This window comes from Pseudomonas sp. NPDC090201 (assembly GCF_044746825.1).
In the GTDB taxonomy this organism is placed as follows: domain Bacteria; phylum Pseudomonadota; class Gammaproteobacteria; order Pseudomonadales; family Pseudomonadaceae; genus Aquipseudomonas; species Aquipseudomonas putida_AD.
On the sequence record NZ_JBIVCX010000003.1, the window covers coordinates 696,481 to 711,963 of the forward strand.

The following is a 15,483-nucleotide window of genomic DNA, read 5'->3' on the forward strand; positions in this document are numbered from 1 at the left end:
GCACGCCCCAGGTGTGCACGACAAAAAAGGTGGAAGCAGTCATGGCTTTTCTACAACTCCAGGCACTGTGCAAGCGCTATGGCGCGGTCGATGCGGTGGTCGCCACTGATCTGTCGGTGGCCAAAGGCGAGTTCGTTTCCCTGCTCGGCCCCTCCGGCTGCGGCAAGACCACCACCCTGCAAATGATCGCCGGCTTCGTGGATGTCAGCGCAGGAAGCATCCTGCTCGACGGACGTGACATCACCCACGCCAAACCCGCCAGCCGTGGCCTGGGCGTGGTGTTCCAGTCCTACGCGCTGTTTCCCCACATGACGGTCCGCGACAACGTCGCCTTTGGCCTGAAGATGCGCAAGGTTGCGGGCGCCGATATCCAGCGCCGGGTGTCGCGGGTGCTGGAACTGGTGCGCCTGGACAAGCACGCCGAGCGCTACCCTCGCGAACTGTCCGGCGGCCAGCGTCAGCGCGTGGCCCTGGCCCGGGCGCTGGTGATCGAGCCTCCGGTCTTGCTGCTCGACGAGCCGCTGTCGAACCTGGACGCCAACCTGCGCGAAGAGATGCAATTCGAGATTCGCCGCATCCAGCGCGAAGTCGGTATCACCACCCTGATGGTCACCCACGACCAGGCCGAAGCGCTGTCGATCAGCGACCGCGTGGTGGTGATGCAGGCCGGGCGCATCACCCAGATCGACGAACCGTACAAACTCTACGAACATCCCCGCACCCGGTTCATTTCCGGCTTTGTCGGCAAGGCCAACCTGCTGCGTGGCGACCGCGATCACAGCGGCGCGGCCCAGGTACGCGAAGCCCATGGCGACGGTGAACTGACCCTGAGCCTGCGCCCGGAGAAGATCGATCTGGTGGACGCCGACAAAGGCCGCCTGCAAGGCCGGATCGTCACCCGCTATTTCCTCGGCAGCCAGTGGCTGTATCGCGTGGAAACCTCGATTGGCGAACTGACCGTGGTACGCCGCAACAACGGTGACGCGCCGTTCAACGAAGGCATGGTGGTGGGGCTGGACTGGTCCGCCGAGCTGCTGCGGGTGCTGACCGCCGATGAGGTGCCGGCATGAGTGGCGCAGGCGTGTTGCGCGACACGGGTCGCGGCTATCTGTTATCAACCCCGGCCCTGGCCCTGTTCGTCGGCCTGCTGGTGCTGCCGTTGCTGCTGACCCTAGTGCTGTCGTTCAACGTGTTCGACTACGAAGTCGGGGTCAAGGGCGACGCCTGGACCTTGGCGCAATACCTGAACCTGGTCACCGACTCCTACTTCTACGAGATCTTTTTCCGCACCTTCTGGATCAGCGCGCTGGTCACCCTGCTGTGCGTGGTGATCGGCGTGCCCGAGGCGTACATCCTCAGCCGCATGGGTGCGCCGTGGCGGTCGATTTTCCTGATTCTGATCCTCACCCCGCTGCTCATTTCGGTGGTGGTGCGCGCCTTTGGCTGGAGTCTGTTGCTGGGCGCCGACGGCCTGGTCAATCAGGCGATCCAGGCGCTCGGCGGGCGGCCGCTGAAACTGCTGTACACCCCGTTCGCGGTGATCCTGGCGCTGGTCCACGTGATGCTGCCGTTCATGATCATCCCGGTGTGGACCTCGCTGCAGAAGCTCGACAGGTCCGCCGAACAGGCGGCGCTGTCCCTGGGCGCGACCCAGGCCAAAGTGATGCGCATGGTGGTGCTGCCGCAAGTGATGCCCGGCGTGCTGTCCGGCACGCTGATCGTGTTCGGCCTGTCGGCCAGCTCCTTCGCCATTCCGGGGCTGCTGGGCGGCCGGCGCTTGAAGATGGTCGCCACGGTGATCTACGACCAGTACCTCTCGGAACTGAACTGGCCCATGGGCGCGACCATCGCGGTGGCCCTGCTGCTGGTCAACCTGTTGGTGATGCTGTCGTGGAACCGGCTGGTGGAAAGCCGCTACAAAAAATCCCTGGGGGAATGACCGATGTCCAAGAACGGCCCTCTGGCCCTGTCCTTTCACGCCCTGGTGGTGGTCTTCATGCTGGCGCCGCTGGTGGTGGTCTGCCTGGTGGCCTTCACCCCGGAAAACACCCTGAGCCTGCCGTGGGACGGTTTTTCCCTGCGCTGGTTCGAAGCGGTGTTCGAGCGCGCCGACTTCATTCAGGCCTTCTATAACAGCCTGATCCTGGCGGTGGTGGCGGCAACCCTGGCGACGCTGATTGCGGTGCCTGCGGCGTTGGCGATCACCCGCTACCAGTTTCCCGGCCGCGACTTTCTCAACGGCCTGTTTCTGTCGCCGATCATCATCCCGCACCTGGTGCTGGGGGTGGCGATGCTGCGCCTGTTCGCGCTGATGGGGGTCAACGGCAGTTTTGTCTGGCTGATGTTCGCCCACGTGGTGGTCATCACTCCCTACGTGCTGCGCCTGGTGATCGCCGCCGCCATCGGTGTCGACCGCAGTGCCGAACAGGCCGCCGAGTCCCTGGGTGCGAGCCGCTTCACTCTGTTCCGGCAAATCACCCTGCCAATGATTCTGCCCGGTGTGGCCGGGGGCTGGCTGCTGGCGTTCATCAACAGCTTCGACGAAGTGACCCTGTCGATCTTCGTCACCTCGCCTTCGACCCAGACCCTGCCGGTGCGCATGTACGTCTACGCCACCGAATCCATCGACCCGATGATGGCGGCGGTGTCTGCGCTGGTCATCGCCCTCACCGCCGCCACCATGATCGTTCTCGATCGGGTCTACGGCCTGGACCGCGTGCTGGTGGGCAAACACTGATGAACACCCTCGTATTGCGTTTTTGCCTGACAGAGAGAGCGCCATGGCATTGCTGAAACGACTGGCAGAAACCGACCGCGATGTCCTGCCGTTTACCCTCGACGGCCAGCCGGCCACCGGCCTTCTCGGCGACACGCTGCTGACCGCCGTACTGACCGCCGGCGAGCATCTGCGTGGCAGTGATTTCAGCGCCAGCCCACGGGCCGGGTTCTGCCTGATGGGCGCCTGCCAGGACTGCTGGGTCCGGCTTGGCGACGGTCGCCGGGTGCGCGCCTGTTCGACCCTGCTTGAGGCAGACCACTGCGTTATTCGCGAGCCGGGGCGCAGCCTATGAAAACCAGCGATATCGTGATCGTGGGCGCCGGGCCTGCCGGCATCCGGGCAGCGCAGACGCTGGTCGCCTATGGCCTGCAACCTTGCCTGATCGACGAGGGGCTGCGCGGTGGCGGGCAGATCTATCGCCGCCAGCCGGCGAACTTCAAACGCCCCGCCAAAGCCTTGTATGGCTTCGAAGCGGCCAAGGCGCAGGCGGTGCATTCAACCCTCGATCGCCTGCAAACCGACATCGACTACCGGCCGCAAACCCTGGTGTGGAACGCCGAGGAGCGCACCCTCGACACCCTGACCTTCAACGACGGTCCCAACGGCGTTTCGGCTCAGGTCCCGTACAAACAACTGATCGTCGCCACCGGCGCCACCGACCGCATATTGCCGGTGCCAGGCTGGACGCTACCCGGTGTCTACAGCCTGGGGGCGGCGCAGATCGCTCTCAAATTCCAGGGCTGTGCCATTGGCGAGCGGGTGGTCTTTGCCGGGAGCGGGCCGCTGCTGTATCTGGTGGCCTATCAATACGCCAAGGCCGGCGCCAAGGTCGTGGCCGTGCTCGACAGCTCGCCCCTGTCGGCCCAGGCCCACGCCTTTCCCGCGCTGCTCGGCCAACCCCTGACACTGGCCAAGGGCATCTACTACCGCACCTGGCTCACCACGCGGGGCATCCCGGTGCATCAGGGCGTGCAGCTACACAGTATCGAGGGCGAGCAGCGCGTCACCGGCGTGAACTGGCAGCGCGGCGCGGACATCGTTGAACTCGATTGCGACGCCGTGGGCTTTGCCCATGCACTGCGCAGCGAAACTCAACTGGCTGACCTGCTGGGCTGCGAATTCGTCTGGAGCGGGCTCAACCGCGCATGGCTACCCCAACGCGATGCCAGCGGGCGCAGCAGCGTCGAGGGGGTTTATCTGGCCGGTGACGGCGCGGGCATCATGGGCGCCGATGCCGCCGAGATGGCTGGCGAACTGGCGGCGCTGACGCTTCTGGCCGACAGCGGGCATCAGATCGATCAGGCCCGCAGCGCCGGGTTGCAACGCAAACTTGGAGCCATCGAGCGTTTCCGTCACGGCCTGGAAACCGCCTTCCCGTTCCCCGAAGACTGGGCAACAAAAGCCCCTGATGAGCTGACCGTGTGTCGCTGCGAGGAAGTCAGCGCCGGCGACATCCGCCACACCGTCGAGCAGGGTCACTGGGAGATCAACCGGGTCAAGGCCATGTGCAGGGTCGGCATGGGCCGCTGTCAGGGGCGCATGTGCGGATTGGCCGCGACCGAGATCGTCGCCCAGGCCTCGGGCCGGGACATTGCCAGCGTCGGACGTCTGCGTGGACAGGCGCCGATCAAGCCACTGCCCTTCGGCGTGGAGGTGGAGCAATGAGCCTGCCGATCGAGGTGGATGCGGTGGTCATCGGCGGCGGCATCGTCGGCAGCTCGGCGGCGTTGTTTCTCGCCCGAGCCGGCCAGCGCGTCGCGTTGCTGGAACGGGATTTCTTCGGCTCGCACTCCAGTGGCGTCAACTATGGCGGCGTGCGTCGTCAGGGGCGGCCATTGTCCCAGTTACCGCTTTCCCAGCGGGCCCACGGGATCTGGGCCAATCTGCAGGCGCTGATCGGCATCGACGGCGAATACCTGCGCTCCGGCCACCTGAAGCTGGCCCGCAGCGACAAGGACATGGCCGCACTGGTGAGTTACGAGCAGGCCTCTCGAGGCTTCGGGCTGGATTTGCAATTGCTCGATCACAGCCAGTTGCGGGCGCGCTTTGCCTGGGCCGGTGATGTGGCGGTGGGTGCCTCGCTGTGCGCCGACGACGGCCACGCCAACCCGCGCATCGTCTCCCCGGCCTTCGCTCACGCAGCGCGGCGCGCCGGGGCTCAGGTGTTCGAACAGGCCAAGGTCATCGACGTCAGTCATGACGGCAACGCCTTTAACGTGAGGACCGCCGACGGCCAGGCGTTTCGTGCGCCATGGCTGCTCAACTGCGCAGGCGCCTGGGCGGCGGCACTGGCTGAACAGTTCGGCGAGCCGGTGCCAATGCGCGCAGGGCATCCGGCGATGCTGGTCACCGAGCCGCTGCCGATGTTCATGGACGTCAGCACCGGGGTCGAGGGCGGCGGTATCTACGCCCGCCAGGTCGCCCGGGGCAACTGCGTGCTGGGTGGCGGTCAGGGCTTTCCCCTGGACCCGACCAAGGCCCGTCCGGGTCAGGCAGCGATTCTGGAAATCCTGCGCAACGCCGTCGAACTCTATCCGCCACTGGCCGGCGCCCAGGCCATTCGCACCTGGAGCGGCACCGAAGGTTACCTGCCCGACCGCGAGCCGGTGCTAGGCGCCAGCACAACCCAAACGGGCCTGCTTCACGGTTTCGGCTTCGCCGGTTCCGGCTTTCAGATCGGCCCCGCTGCCGGAGAGGCACTGGCGCAGATCGTCTGCAAGGGCGCGCCGGACATCGACCTGGCAGCGTTTTCCATCACGCGTTTCGTAACTGCTGCACCACCCGTCACCGCCGTGTCTGCCGTGGACACGAGCAACGTCATCCCATTGCTCAGAGGAAGGTCGTCGTCATGAACACCCTGCACACTGTGAAACGTTTCGCCCTGGCCTGCGCGTCCTGCCTGCCCGCAGCAGTGGTCACGCTGCCCGCCCACGCCGAGCCGACCCTCTACCTGGGGATGAACGGCGGCACCATGGAACGCCTGTATGCCGATCAGGTGCTGCCGGCCTTCGAGAAGGCCAACAACGTCAAGGTGGTGATCGTGCCGGGCACCTCGTCTGACATCCTGGCCAAGGTCCAGGCCAGCAAGGACAACCCGCAGATGCACGTCATGTTCCTCGACGACGGCATCATGTACCGGGCGATCTCCATGGGCCTGTGCGGCAAGCTGCAACCGAGCGCGACCCTGGCCGACATTCCGGCCAAGGGCAAGATCAAGGATGAGGCGGTGGCCGTGAGCCTGGGCGTGACCGGTCTTGCGTACAACACCAAAATGTTCCAGGAAAACGGCTGGAGCGCACCGACCTCCTGGGCTGACATGGCGGACAAGCGCTACAAGGACAAACTGGTGTTCCAGTCGCTGGCCTCCTCCACGTTCGGCCTGCACGGGTTCCTGATGTTCAACCGCTTGCAGGGCGGGGACGAAACCAATGTCGAGCCGGGGTTCAAGGCCTGGCCAAAAACCGTGGGGCCTAACGTACTGGAATACATCGCAAGCTCGGCGAAGATTTCCGAGATGGTGCAGACCGGCGAAGCGGCGCTGTTCCCGCTCACGCCGACCCAGGTCACCGCGCTCAAGCTCAAGGGCGTGCCGGTGGAGTACGCGCCGCCCAAGGAAGGCGCCGTGGTGTTGAACGTGGCCGAGTGCACCATCGCCAATAACGATCAGCCTGAACTGGCCCAGAAACTGGCCGAATTCCTGCTGACACCCCAAGCCCAGGCGCCTGCGCTGGAGCTGGGTGACCAGATCCCGTCCAACCCGAAAACCCCGACCAGCGACCGCACCCGGGGCCAGGTCGAGGCCATGAACAAGTACCTGGAGACGGCGGTAACCATCGACTGGGACCAGGTGAACCAGATCCGGCCGGAGTGGAATGCGCGCTGGAGCCGTAGCATCGAGCGCTAGTACCGGCGCAACCCCATCCGTAGCAGTCCGGCTCGCCGGCGTAGGCGCCCTCAGGATCGCTCCCGCCGGCAAGCCGTGCTGCTACGAGGGCGTTGGGTGTTCCCGGGATTCAGGCCCGACTACAAATCCGTAGCAGCACGGCTTGCCGGCGGGGCGTACTCAAATGCGCCGACGTCGCCGAGCCGGACAGCTACGGGTCGGGTCAGGCCGCTTTGGCCTTGCCGCGCATATCAGACACACAGCGTTTGAGCAGATCGCGGATCGGCTCGCGCACGCTGCGCTTGTTCAATTTCTTGGTGCTCAACCACCGGCAATCATCGATTTCATTAAGTGGACGCGGTTTCTTCGAGTGAGTGCGTTGCGCCTCGAACAGGTAGTGCACCACGTTGTCCTGCTTGTACTCCGAGACATAAACCAACCGGCTGAAGTGCAAACCCGTCTCTTCGGCCATTTCCCGCTTGGCCGCCTGCAGCGGCGTTTCACCACGTTCCACCCGCCCGCCTGGCAGATTCCATTTCGAGCGCCGCTTGCGCACGAAGAGGATCTCCCCGTCGCGGCGATAAATCACCGTGGCCCGCTGTTTCAAACCTTTGTATTTCGCTGTACTCGCTTCCATGGCACCCATTGTTCGTCCCATCTGGCCGTGACATTACATCGTGAGCAAACGCGCAGAGTCCTGACGACGCTCGCATCACCATGCGCCCCAAAAGTGTCGGTCTTATGACACCTCGACGGGATAGACACCCAGAGCCAGGCCGTCGTTCAGCACAAACACCCGCCAATTGCGTTGAACTAAGCGCGTCCCAGAGCGATCCCTGTTAACGCGCACCGTTGACGCGAACCCGATGGAACCGTGCATCCAGGGCTGCCTGCCAGCCCCTGAGCGACGAACGATAAGGAGCCGACGTGACCGATACCCCCTACCCTCTGTACCGCAGCACGCCCGGGCCGCTGCATGGCATGCTGCTGGGCGGCACCGTGGCGTTGTTCCTGGGCGCCTTGCTCAGTGACATCGCCTACTTCAAGACCTTCCTGATCCAGTGGAGCAACTTCGCCTCCTGGCTGATTGCCGGCGGCATGCTGTTGTGCGGGCTGACGTTGCTGTTTGCCCTGGTCAACCTGATCCGCGCCAGGCCAAGGTCCGGCCGGCCGACGGTGTATTTCCTGCTGCTGCTGGTCACCTGGGCGCTGGGCTGGATCAACGCATTCGAGCACGCCAAGGATGCCTGGGCGGTGATGCCCAACGGGCTGATCCTGTCTGTCGTCGTGACCCTGCTGGCCTGTGTATCGGCCTGGACCGGCTTCACCAACCTTCGTGCAGGAGACGCCCGATGAGACCGACCTACGCACTGAGCGCACTGGCCATGGCGCTGCTGTTGAGCGCTTGCGGAGGCGAGAAGGATACGCCGCAGACCCACGGCCCCGACCCGCAGATGCCCCAGGCCGAACGCGGGCTGCTGCCCAGCATGAAGATCGCCGAACCTGTGGCCTGGGGCGACCAGAAACCGAGCGTGCCCGAGGGCTACAGCATTTCGGCCATTGCGAGCGATCTGCTGGTGCCGCGGCAAACGCTGGTCCTGCCCAATGGCGATATTCTGGTCGCCGAAGGCAAAGGCGGCACCGAGGCGCCCAAGCTCAAGCCCAAGGATGTGATCGCCAGCGTGATCAAGGCCCAGGGCAATACCAAGGTCAAGGGCGGTAACCGCCTGACCCTACTGCGCGATGCGGATGGAGACGGCAAATACGAACTCAAGACCGTGTTCGCCGAAAACCTCAACGCACCGTACGGATTGGCGTTCGCCAACGGCAAGATCTACGTGGCCAACCAGGATGCGCTGGTCAGCTTCGATTACGCCGACGGCCAGACCAAGGCATCCGGCGCGCCGACCACCCTCACCGAGCTGCCCTCGAAGATCAACCATCACTGGACCAAGTCCCTGGCGGTAAGCCCCGACGGCAGCCAGCTGTATGTGGGCATCGGCTCCAACAGCAACGTCACCGAACGCGGCATGGAGGTTGAACTGGACCGCGCCCAGATCTGGCAGATCGATGCCAGAAGCGGTGCCCACAAACCCTACGCCACCGGTGTTCGCAACCCCACGGCACTGAAGATCCAGCCCGGGACCGGCACCCTGTGGGCCGTGGCCAACGAGCGGGATGAACTGGGGCCGGATCTGGTGCCCGATTACCTGACCTCGGTGCGTGAAGGCGGTTTCTACGGCTGGCCCTACAGCTACTGGGGCCAGCATGTCGACACACGCGCCCAGCCGCAGGATCCGGCCAAGGTCGCCTCGGCGATCAAGCCCGATTACAGCCTGGGCTCACACGTCGCGGCGCTTGGCCTGGATTTCTCGATCCCGGCCATGGGCGAGAAGTTCGCGGACGGGGTGTTCGTCGGCGAGCACGGCAGTTGGAACCGCGACAACCCGGTGGGCTACAAAGTGGTATTCGTGCCCTTCAGCAACGGCCACGCCAGTGGTGAGCCGGTGGACTTCGCGACCGGCTTTCGCGGCACCGACGGCAAGACTCGAGGCCGCCCGGTGGGCGTCACGGTCGACCCCAAGGGCGCGCTCATCATCGCGGACGACCTTTCCAATACCGTCTGGCGCGTGACGCGCAACAAGTGAGGTGCAACCGGGCGGCAGGTGCATGCACCGCCCGGTTGAAGGTTTAGCATTGGGTATCGTTCATCAACTTTCGCACACCGAGGCCGAATGAGTTTCATTCTTTGCATGACGGTACTCGGTGTCCTGCTGATGCTGCTGGCACTGACATCTTCGTACTTGCGATGGCTGCCGGTCACCACCTCTGCGGTGTGCCTGGCCTTTGGCGCAGGGATTGGCCCTTGGGGGCTGGCGCTGGTCGAACTGGACATCCACGACGCCCGGCACTGGCTGGAACGCCTCACCGAAGTGGCGGTGCTGTTTTCGCTGTTCAATACCGGGATCAAACTGCGCCTGCCGCTGAACCGCAAGGCCTGGCACTCGGCGTATCTGCTGGCGGTGCCGGTCATGCTCGCCAGCATTGTCGGAGTGGCGCTGGTCGCCCATTACCTGCTCGATGTGCCCTGGGCCATCGCCCTGCTGCTGGGGGCGATGCTGTCGCCCACCGATCCGGTGCTGGCCGGCATGGTACAGGTCAACCATGCCCAGGACTTCGACCGCGTGCGTTTTGGCCTGTCGGGCGAGGCCGGGCTCAACGACGGCACGGCGTTTCCGTTCGTGATCTTTGCGCTGCTCTGCGTCAGCCACGGCGCCGGGGATTTTTCCTGGGTGCAGGGCTGGCTGCTGAAGAACATCCTCTGGGGCGTGCCGGTCGGGCTGTTGATCGGCTATGGCCTGGGCCGGGGCGTGGGGCACCTGATGATCTACCTGCGCATCCGCAATGCCGACAGCACCACCTCGCCCAACGATTTTCTGGCCCTTGCGCTGATTGCCATGGCCTATGTCGTCGCCCAGGGTCTGGGAGCCTTCGGGTTTCTCTCGGTGTTTGCGGCAGGCCTGGGGCTGCGCCATGCCGAGGTGCGCACCACCGGCTCCGAGGTTCCCGCCGAACAGGTGGCCCGGCCCGTGCTGGGTCACATGGACAGCGAACCCCAGGCCGGCACGGTCACCCGCCACGACGAACTGAGCCAGTCGCAACTGGCCGCCGGGGTGATGATGGGCGACATGCTGGCGTTCGGCAGTCTGGTGGAACGGGCCATGGAAGTGTTGCTGATTACATTGCTCGGTGCCGTGGTCGCGTCCTATTGGGACTGGCATGCAGTGCTGCTCGGCCTCGCACTGTTCTGTGTGATCCGCCCACTGAGCGTCTGGCTGATCATCCGGGGCAGCCTGCTGACACGGCCGCAAAAGGCGCTGGTCGGCTGGTTCGGCATCCGCGGCATCGGCACCCTTTTTTACCTGTGTTATGCGTTGGCACACGGCTTGCCGGAGGAAAGCGTCAAAACCACCGTCAGCCTGACGTTATCGGTGGTGGCACTGAGCATCCTTTTGCACGGCATCAGCATCCAGCCGCTGCTGGAGCGCTATGAGCGCAGCATGACCAAAGCCCCGCGCTAGACGCCTGCCGGGCAGGCGATAGACAGCGTCGATCAGCCCATCAGAACTAGCGATTTGCACAAGCTGCAAATGCTGCGATGATCGTCACAAGGCCCTTAAGTCACGCAGCACTCTCGAGAACACCATGTCGGATCGAGTCCTCATAGACGGCTATTCACGCAAAGTCGATTACGTTCGCCTCTCGGTGACCGATCGCTGCGATTTTCGCTGCGTGTACTGCATGGCCGAGGACATGACCTTCCTGCCCCGCCAGCAGGTGCTGTCGCTGGAAGAGATCCAGCAGATCGCCGAGCGCTTCGTGGCACTGGGCACCAAGAAGATTCGCCTGACCGGCGGCGAGCCCCTGGTGCGCGCGGGGATCGTCGGCCTGTGCAAGAACATCGCCGCCCTGCCCGGCCTGCGCGAATTGTGCATGACCACCAACGGCTCGCAGCTGGAAAAACTTGCGGCGCCTCTGTTCGAGGCCGGTCTCAAGCGCCTGAACATCAGCCTTGACAGCCTTGATCCCGTGCGCTTCAACGAACTGACCCGCACCGGTGACCTGAGCAAGGTCATTGCCGGTATCGACGCCGCCAATGCTGCCGGGTTCACCCACACCAAGCTCAACTGCGTGGTGATGCAGGGCCGTAACGACCACGAGATCAACGACCTGGTGGCCTTCGCCATCGATCGCGGCCTGGACATCACCTTCATCGAAGAAATGCCGCTGGGTGTCATCAGCGAACACAGCCGCGCCGAGTCGTTTTTCTCCAGCGATCAGGTGCGCGAGCGCATCGCCGAACGCTACACGCTCATCAATTCGACCGAATCGACCCAGGGCCCGTCGCGCTACTGGCGCCTGGCCGAAGCCCCGGACATCCGCATCGGCTTCATCTCGCCCCACAGCCACAACTTCTGCGCCACCTGCAACCGCGTCCGCGTGACCGTCGAAGGACGCCTGCTGCTGTGCCTGGGCAACGAACACTCCGCCGACCTCAAAGCCGTCCTGCGCGCCAACCCCGGCCAACCGCAGAAGCTTGAGAACGCAATCATCCAGGCCATGAAGCTGAAACCGTACAAGCACAACTTCGAGATCAACGACGACGTGCAGGTGGTGCGGTTCATGAACATGACCGGCGGCTAACGACCACGGCATTTTCCTACACCATCTGTCAGCACTGATAAGCAGACACACTTGTAACGTCGGGTTGACTCAAATTCCAGATCCAGTAGCCTTCTTTTCCGCAGGTGGGTAAATCCTGAGTCACCGCGAAGTGCCGCATGCAGGCGCATCGTAAGCACGCTGTGAGCGAAGCCGGCCTCAGGGACCGCCAACTATTCCGATAGCCCCTAGCGAGGGGCTTTTTTTTGCCCATGAGAAACGGATTTCGCTTTGAATTTCTATATGGACGAAAGTGGCGATATGGGATGGTCGTTGCACCGGCCCTATACGTCAGGCGGCTCGAGCCGCTTTCTGGTCATCGCATGCGTGGGCGTGCCCGACGAGCACGACGTTCATGTCAGTCGCACCATCCGCCAGCTCTACGACCGGCGACACCGCTTCGCAAGTAGGAGCCTGACTTACTAGAGGGAGCGATTTCAAGGACGCCCCCGCCGGCAAGCCGTGCTGCTACGGTGCGCGCTCGAACATAAAACCCGGTATCACCCACGCCCCCGTAGCAGCCGGGCTTGCCCGCGGGAGCGATTTTGAAATCGCCGACGCCGGCAAGCCGGACTGCTACGGGTCATCAATTCCGACACTACCCCAACAACTGACTCACCACCGCCCGCAACTTGCCAGGTTTCACCGGTTTGTTGAGCAGCGGGGCGTTGAGTTTCTGCAATGAGCGGCGGCACAGGTCGGTACGGTCGGCGGTGATCATCACGCAGGGTATCTCGCAGGCGAAATGCTTGCGGATATGGGCCACCACGTCGCAGCCCAACACCCCGTGATCCAGATGAAAGTCGAACAGGATCAGCTCCGGCGCACGGCCCTGCAGGACGCTGTAGCACGATGCCTTGTCCGTGGCGGTCAGGACCTCGCAGCCCCACTGCCCCAGCAGCGCCGCCATGCTTTCCAGGATGCTGGTTTCATTGTCGAGCACCAGCAAGCGCCGCCCCGGCAAAGGGTTGCCTGCGCCTGGCAACTGCTGCACCGCGACGCTGATCGGCGCTGGCATCTCGTCAGAAAGTGGCACGTCGATGGCAAACACCGAGCCCACGCCAGGTTGCGAGCGAACCAGAATCGGACTGCCAAGAATCCGCCCGATGCGTTCGACGATTGCCAGCCCCAGCCCGACGCCCTTGCGATCGGCCGCACGCCCGACGTCCAGCTGGTTGAACTCCAGAAAGATCGACCCCAGCCGATCCGCGGCAATCCCCCGACCGGTGTCCCACACCTCGATCCGCAACCGGTCCCCGCGCTTGCGCGCCGCCAGCAGGATGCTGCCGTGGTCGGTGTAGCGACAAGCGTTGCTGAGAAAGTTGCGCAGGATGCGCGTCAGCAGGCGCAGGTCGGTGCGTACCGCGAACTGGCCGATGCGAGCGCGCAGCGTCAAACCGGCGGCCGAGGCCACGGACTCGAACTCCGACACCAGCGGCGCCAGTACCTCGTCCAGCCGGTACAGGTCGATATCAGGCTGAACCGCGGCGCGGTCCAGCTTGGAGATGTCAAGCAGGTCGGTGAGCAGATCCTCCGCGCCCTCCAGTGCCTGATGCGTACGCTCCACCAGCAGATGCTCGGCGCCGGGCAGGGTTCGCTCGCGCAATGTGGCGATCAACAGCCGCGCGGCATTCAACGGCTGCAACAGGTCATGGCTGGCGGCCGCGAGGTATTTGTCCTTGCTGCGGTTGGCTGCTTCGGCGGCATCCCGGGCCTCGCGCAGGTCGCGTTCGATGCGCTCGCGCCGGGCGATCTGTTTCTGCAGCTTGCGGTTGGTTTCCAGCAGCTCATCGGTGCGCGCCGCGACGCGCAGTTCAAGCTGGTCGTTGAGCTCCTGCAAGCGCTGCTGGGCCTGTTTGCGCTCGGTGATGTCGGCGACGAAGCCTTCGAACAGGCCGTCTTCGTCGGGCTTGAGCAACAGGTTCATCAACACCTCGACGTAGGTGCCGTCCTTGCGCCGCAGGCGGGTTTCGTAGCCTTGCAGGCTGCGCTCGCGCTGCAAAACATGGGCGATGGCGTTCAGCTCGACCTGGGCCCCGATGAACAGCGTGCCGGCGAGGTCATGCAGGAACAGCAGCATTTCCTGCTCGTCGCGGTAGCCGAGCATGCGCGCCAGTGCCGGGTTGGCCGCGCGCAAGCCTTCGTGCAGGCTGGCCTGGAAGATGCCGTGCACGGCGTGATCGAACAGCCATTTATACCGGTTGCGCTCGGTTTCAAGCTCACCCAGGCGCAGGGTCAGCTCCGGGTAATGGCTTTTGCGCGTCGAATGGTTGCCCAGCCCGAGCAACGCATTGAGCGCACCCTGGCCGTCAGAGGGCTTCGCCATACACCACTTCGACGTCCCGCAGGCTGGAAACGCGGGGGTTGGTCAGGATGCACGGATCGTCCATGGCATGGCGCGACAGAAACGGAATGTCGCTGGTACGCACGCCTTGCAGGCCCAGGGTTTCATGGAACCCGACCTGATGTTTCAAGGTAATCAGATGCTCCACCAGGCGCTTGCTGATGGCGGCGTGGCTCAGCCCTCGGCAATCGATGCCCAGGGTTTCGGCGATCACCTTGAAGCGATCCGGCGCCGAGTTGTAGTTGAACGCCACCACGTGCTCGACCAGCACCGCATTGCACAAGCCATGGGGCAGGTCGAGAAAGCCGCCCAGGCTGTGGGACATGGCGTGCACCGCGCCAAGGATCGCGTTGGAGAACGCAAGCCCGGCCTGCATGCTGCCCAGCATGACCTTCTCGCGCAGGGCGATGTCGGCCGGGGTGGCGATCATCTGCACCAGGTTGCCGTTGATCAGGCGCATGGCTTCCAGCGCGTGGGGGTCGGTCAGCGGGCCGTGGCCGGTGGACACGAAGGCTTCGATGGCATGCACCAGCGCATCGATGCCGGTACAGGCCGACAAGAACGGGTCCATGCTCAGGGTGGTTTCAGGATCGATCAGCGACACATCGGGCACCACCGCCTTGCTGACGATGGAAAACTTCATGCGCTCCTGCTGATCGGAAATGATCACGAACTGCGAGACATCCGCGGAAGTGCCGGCGGTGGTCGGGATCAGGATCAGCGGCGGGCTGGGTACGCGGATGGTGTCCACGCCTTCGAACTCAAGGATATTGCGACCGTGGGCCACGGCGATGCCGATGCCCTTGCCGCAATCCATGGGGCTGCCACCACCCACGGCAACGATCACGTCGCAATGATGCTCGCGGTACAGCTCGGCGCCGAGCATGACCTCCTCGACCCGGGGGTTGGGCGATACGCCGCTGTAGATCACGTAGTCGATGCCCTGGGCCTGCAGGCTGGCTTCGACGTCAGCAACCCAGCCGGCGGCGATCACGCCGGGGTCGCTGACCAGAAGGACCTTGCGCGCGCCGAAAGTCTTGGCGTAGTTGCCGACGCTGTGCCGGCTGCCCGCACCAAAGATGATTTCCGGGGACACGAATTTGCGAAGCTGGTTGAGGCTCTGGCTCATATCAGGCGCATTCTTGTTGTTATCAGCGAATGAGCGCCAGCCTAGAGCATCTGCGGGGTAATGCAATAGGACCAATGACTGACGGTGTCGGCTCATGGCAGAGGTCCTGGGGCGAGGGGAAAACC

General features: G+C 64.1%; 14 protein-coding genes. 11 read left to right on the forward strand and 3 right to left on the reverse strand.

Translation table 11 applies throughout. From position 1 onward, the window contains the following. Positions 1-41: 41 nt before the first annotated feature. Genes ACIPOO_RS13235 through ACIPOO_RS13265 form a run of 7 tightly spaced genes read left to right on the forward strand, consistent with a single transcriptional unit; the run spans position 42 to position 6,683 of the window. The gene (locus ACIPOO_RS13235) at positions 42-1,070 is read left to right on the forward strand and encodes an ABC transporter ATP-binding protein (RefSeq protein ID WP_400607402.1); all 1,029 of its coding nucleotides are present in this window, start codon (positions 42-44) and stop codon (positions 1,068-1,070) included. Next, positions 1,067-1,939 (forward strand): ABC transporter permease, encoded by an 873-nt coding sequence (locus tag ACIPOO_RS13240; RefSeq protein ID WP_400607404.1) that lies wholly within the window; start codon positions 1,067-1,069, stop codon positions 1,937-1,939. Before ACIPOO_RS13235 ends, ACIPOO_RS13240 begins: the two co-directional genes overlap by 4 nt. A gap of 3 nt (positions 1,940-1,942) precedes the next feature. Further along, positions 1,943-2,737: an ABC transporter permease gene (locus ACIPOO_RS13245; RefSeq protein ID WP_400607407.1), complete on the forward strand. Its 795-nt coding sequence runs from the start codon at positions 1,943-1,945 to the stop codon at positions 2,735-2,737. Between the two features lie 43 nt (positions 2,738-2,780). After that, positions 2,781-3,071 (forward strand): (2Fe-2S)-binding protein, encoded by a 291-nt coding sequence (locus tag ACIPOO_RS13250; RefSeq protein WP_274130651.1) that lies wholly within the window; start codon positions 2,781-2,783, stop codon positions 3,069-3,071. Then, complete coding sequence (locus tag ACIPOO_RS13255; protein WP_400607411.1) at positions 3,068-4,444, forward strand: FAD-dependent oxidoreductase; 1,377 nt, start codon at positions 3,068-3,070, stop codon at positions 4,442-4,444. Before ACIPOO_RS13250 ends, ACIPOO_RS13255 begins: the two co-directional genes overlap by 4 nt. Beyond that, a complete protein-coding gene (locus ACIPOO_RS13260) occupies positions 4,441-5,631 on the forward strand; it encodes an NAD(P)/FAD-dependent oxidoreductase (RefSeq protein ID WP_400607413.1) in 1,191 nt (396 codons plus the stop codon). Before ACIPOO_RS13255 ends, ACIPOO_RS13260 begins: the two co-directional genes overlap by 4 nt. Then, on the forward strand, positions 5,628-6,683 hold the full coding sequence (locus ACIPOO_RS13265) for an ABC transporter substrate-binding protein (protein WP_400607415.1): 1,056 nt from the start codon (positions 5,628-5,630) through the stop codon (positions 6,681-6,683). The genes ACIPOO_RS13260 and ACIPOO_RS13265 overlap by 4 nt, the downstream gene beginning before the upstream one ends. A 202-nt stretch (positions 6,684-6,885) precedes the next feature. Here ACIPOO_RS13265 and ACIPOO_RS13270 read toward each other — a convergent pair whose 3' ends face one another. Beyond that, positions 6,886-7,308 (reverse strand): NUDIX hydrolase, encoded by a 423-nt coding sequence (locus tag ACIPOO_RS13270; RefSeq protein WP_400607417.1) that lies wholly within the window; start codon positions 7,306-7,308, stop codon positions 6,886-6,888. Between the two features lie 281 nt (positions 7,309-7,589). On the opposite strand from ACIPOO_RS13270, the gene ACIPOO_RS13275 reads away from it, so the two are divergent. From ACIPOO_RS13275 to moaA, 4 genes are all read left to right on the forward strand, one after another. Continuing rightward, positions 7,590-8,018 (forward strand): DUF2231 domain-containing protein, encoded by a 429-nt coding sequence (locus tag ACIPOO_RS13275; protein ID WP_274130644.1) that lies wholly within the window; start codon positions 7,590-7,592, stop codon positions 8,016-8,018. Then, complete coding sequence (locus tag ACIPOO_RS13280; RefSeq protein WP_274130642.1) at positions 8,015-9,310, forward strand: sorbosone dehydrogenase family protein; 1,296 nt, start codon at positions 8,015-8,017, stop codon at positions 9,308-9,310. The genes ACIPOO_RS13275 and ACIPOO_RS13280 overlap by 4 nt, the downstream gene beginning before the upstream one ends. An 87-nt stretch (positions 9,311-9,397) precedes the next feature. After that, positions 9,398-10,744, forward strand: a complete 1,347-nt coding sequence (locus tag ACIPOO_RS13285) for a cation:proton antiporter (protein WP_400607421.1) — start codon at positions 9,398-9,400, stop codon at positions 10,742-10,744. Positions 10,745-10,868: 124 nt separating this feature from the next. Continuing rightward, a complete protein-coding gene (gene moaA / locus ACIPOO_RS13290) occupies positions 10,869-11,867 on the forward strand; it encodes a GTP 3',8-cyclase MoaA (RefSeq protein ID WP_400607423.1) in 999 nt (332 codons plus the stop codon). Positions 11,868-12,483: 616 nt separating this feature from the next. Here moaA and ACIPOO_RS13295 read toward each other — a convergent pair. Together ACIPOO_RS13295 and ercA are read right to left on the reverse strand one after the other, a co-directional pair. Further along, a complete protein-coding gene (locus ACIPOO_RS13295; RefSeq protein ID WP_400607425.1) occupies positions 12,484-14,211 on the reverse strand; it encodes a NahK/ErcS family hybrid sensor histidine kinase/response regulator in 1,728 nt (575 codons plus the stop codon). Continuing rightward, a complete protein-coding gene (gene ercA, locus ACIPOO_RS13300; RefSeq protein WP_274130634.1) occupies positions 14,195-15,358 on the reverse strand; it encodes an alcohol dehydrogenase-like regulatory protein ErcA in 1,164 nt (387 codons plus the stop codon). Before ercA ends, ACIPOO_RS13295 begins: the two co-directional genes overlap by 17 nt. Positions 15,359-15,483 lie beyond the last annotated feature (125 nt).

Coding starts and splice junctions, on each gene's coding strand:
- ACIPOO_RS13270 (WP_400607417.1), bottom strand. CDS start 7,308: ATGGGTGCCATGGAAGCGAGTACAGCGAAATACAAAGGTTTGAAACAG.
- ACIPOO_RS13250 (WP_274130651.1), top strand. CDS start 2,781: ATGGCATTGCTGAAACGACTGGCAGAAACCGACCGCGATGTCCTGCCG.
- ACIPOO_RS13245 (WP_400607407.1), top strand. CDS start 1,943: ATGTCCAAGAACGGCCCTCTGGCCCTGTCCTTTCACGCCCTGGTGGTG.
- moaA (WP_400607423.1), top strand. CDS start 10,869: ATGTCGGATCGAGTCCTCATAGACGGCTATTCACGCAAAGTCGATTAC.
- ACIPOO_RS13240 (WP_400607404.1), top strand. CDS start 1,067: ATGAGTGGCGCAGGCGTGTTGCGCGACACGGGTCGCGGCTATCTGTTA.
- ACIPOO_RS13260 (WP_400607413.1), top strand. CDS start 4,441: ATGAGCCTGCCGATCGAGGTGGATGCGGTGGTCATCGGCGGCGGCATC.
- ACIPOO_RS13235 (WP_400607402.1), top strand. CDS start 42: ATGGCTTTTCTACAACTCCAGGCACTGTGCAAGCGCTATGGCGCGGTC.
- ACIPOO_RS13280 (WP_274130642.1), top strand. CDS start 8,015: ATGAGACCGACCTACGCACTGAGCGCACTGGCCATGGCGCTGCTGTTG.
- ACIPOO_RS13265 (WP_400607415.1), top strand. CDS start 5,628: ATGAACACCCTGCACACTGTGAAACGTTTCGCCCTGGCCTGCGCGTCC.
- ercA (WP_274130634.1), bottom strand. CDS start 15,358: ATGAGCCAGAGCCTCAACCAGCTTCGCAAATTCGTGTCCCCGGAAATC.
- ACIPOO_RS13285 (WP_400607421.1), top strand. CDS start 9,398: ATGAGTTTCATTCTTTGCATGACGGTACTCGGTGTCCTGCTGATGCTG.
- ACIPOO_RS13295 (WP_400607425.1), bottom strand. CDS start 14,211: ATGGCGAAGCCCTCTGACGGCCAGGGTGCGCTCAATGCGTTGCTCGGG.
- ACIPOO_RS13255 (WP_400607411.1), top strand. CDS start 3,068: ATGAAAACCAGCGATATCGTGATCGTGGGCGCCGGGCCTGCCGGCATC.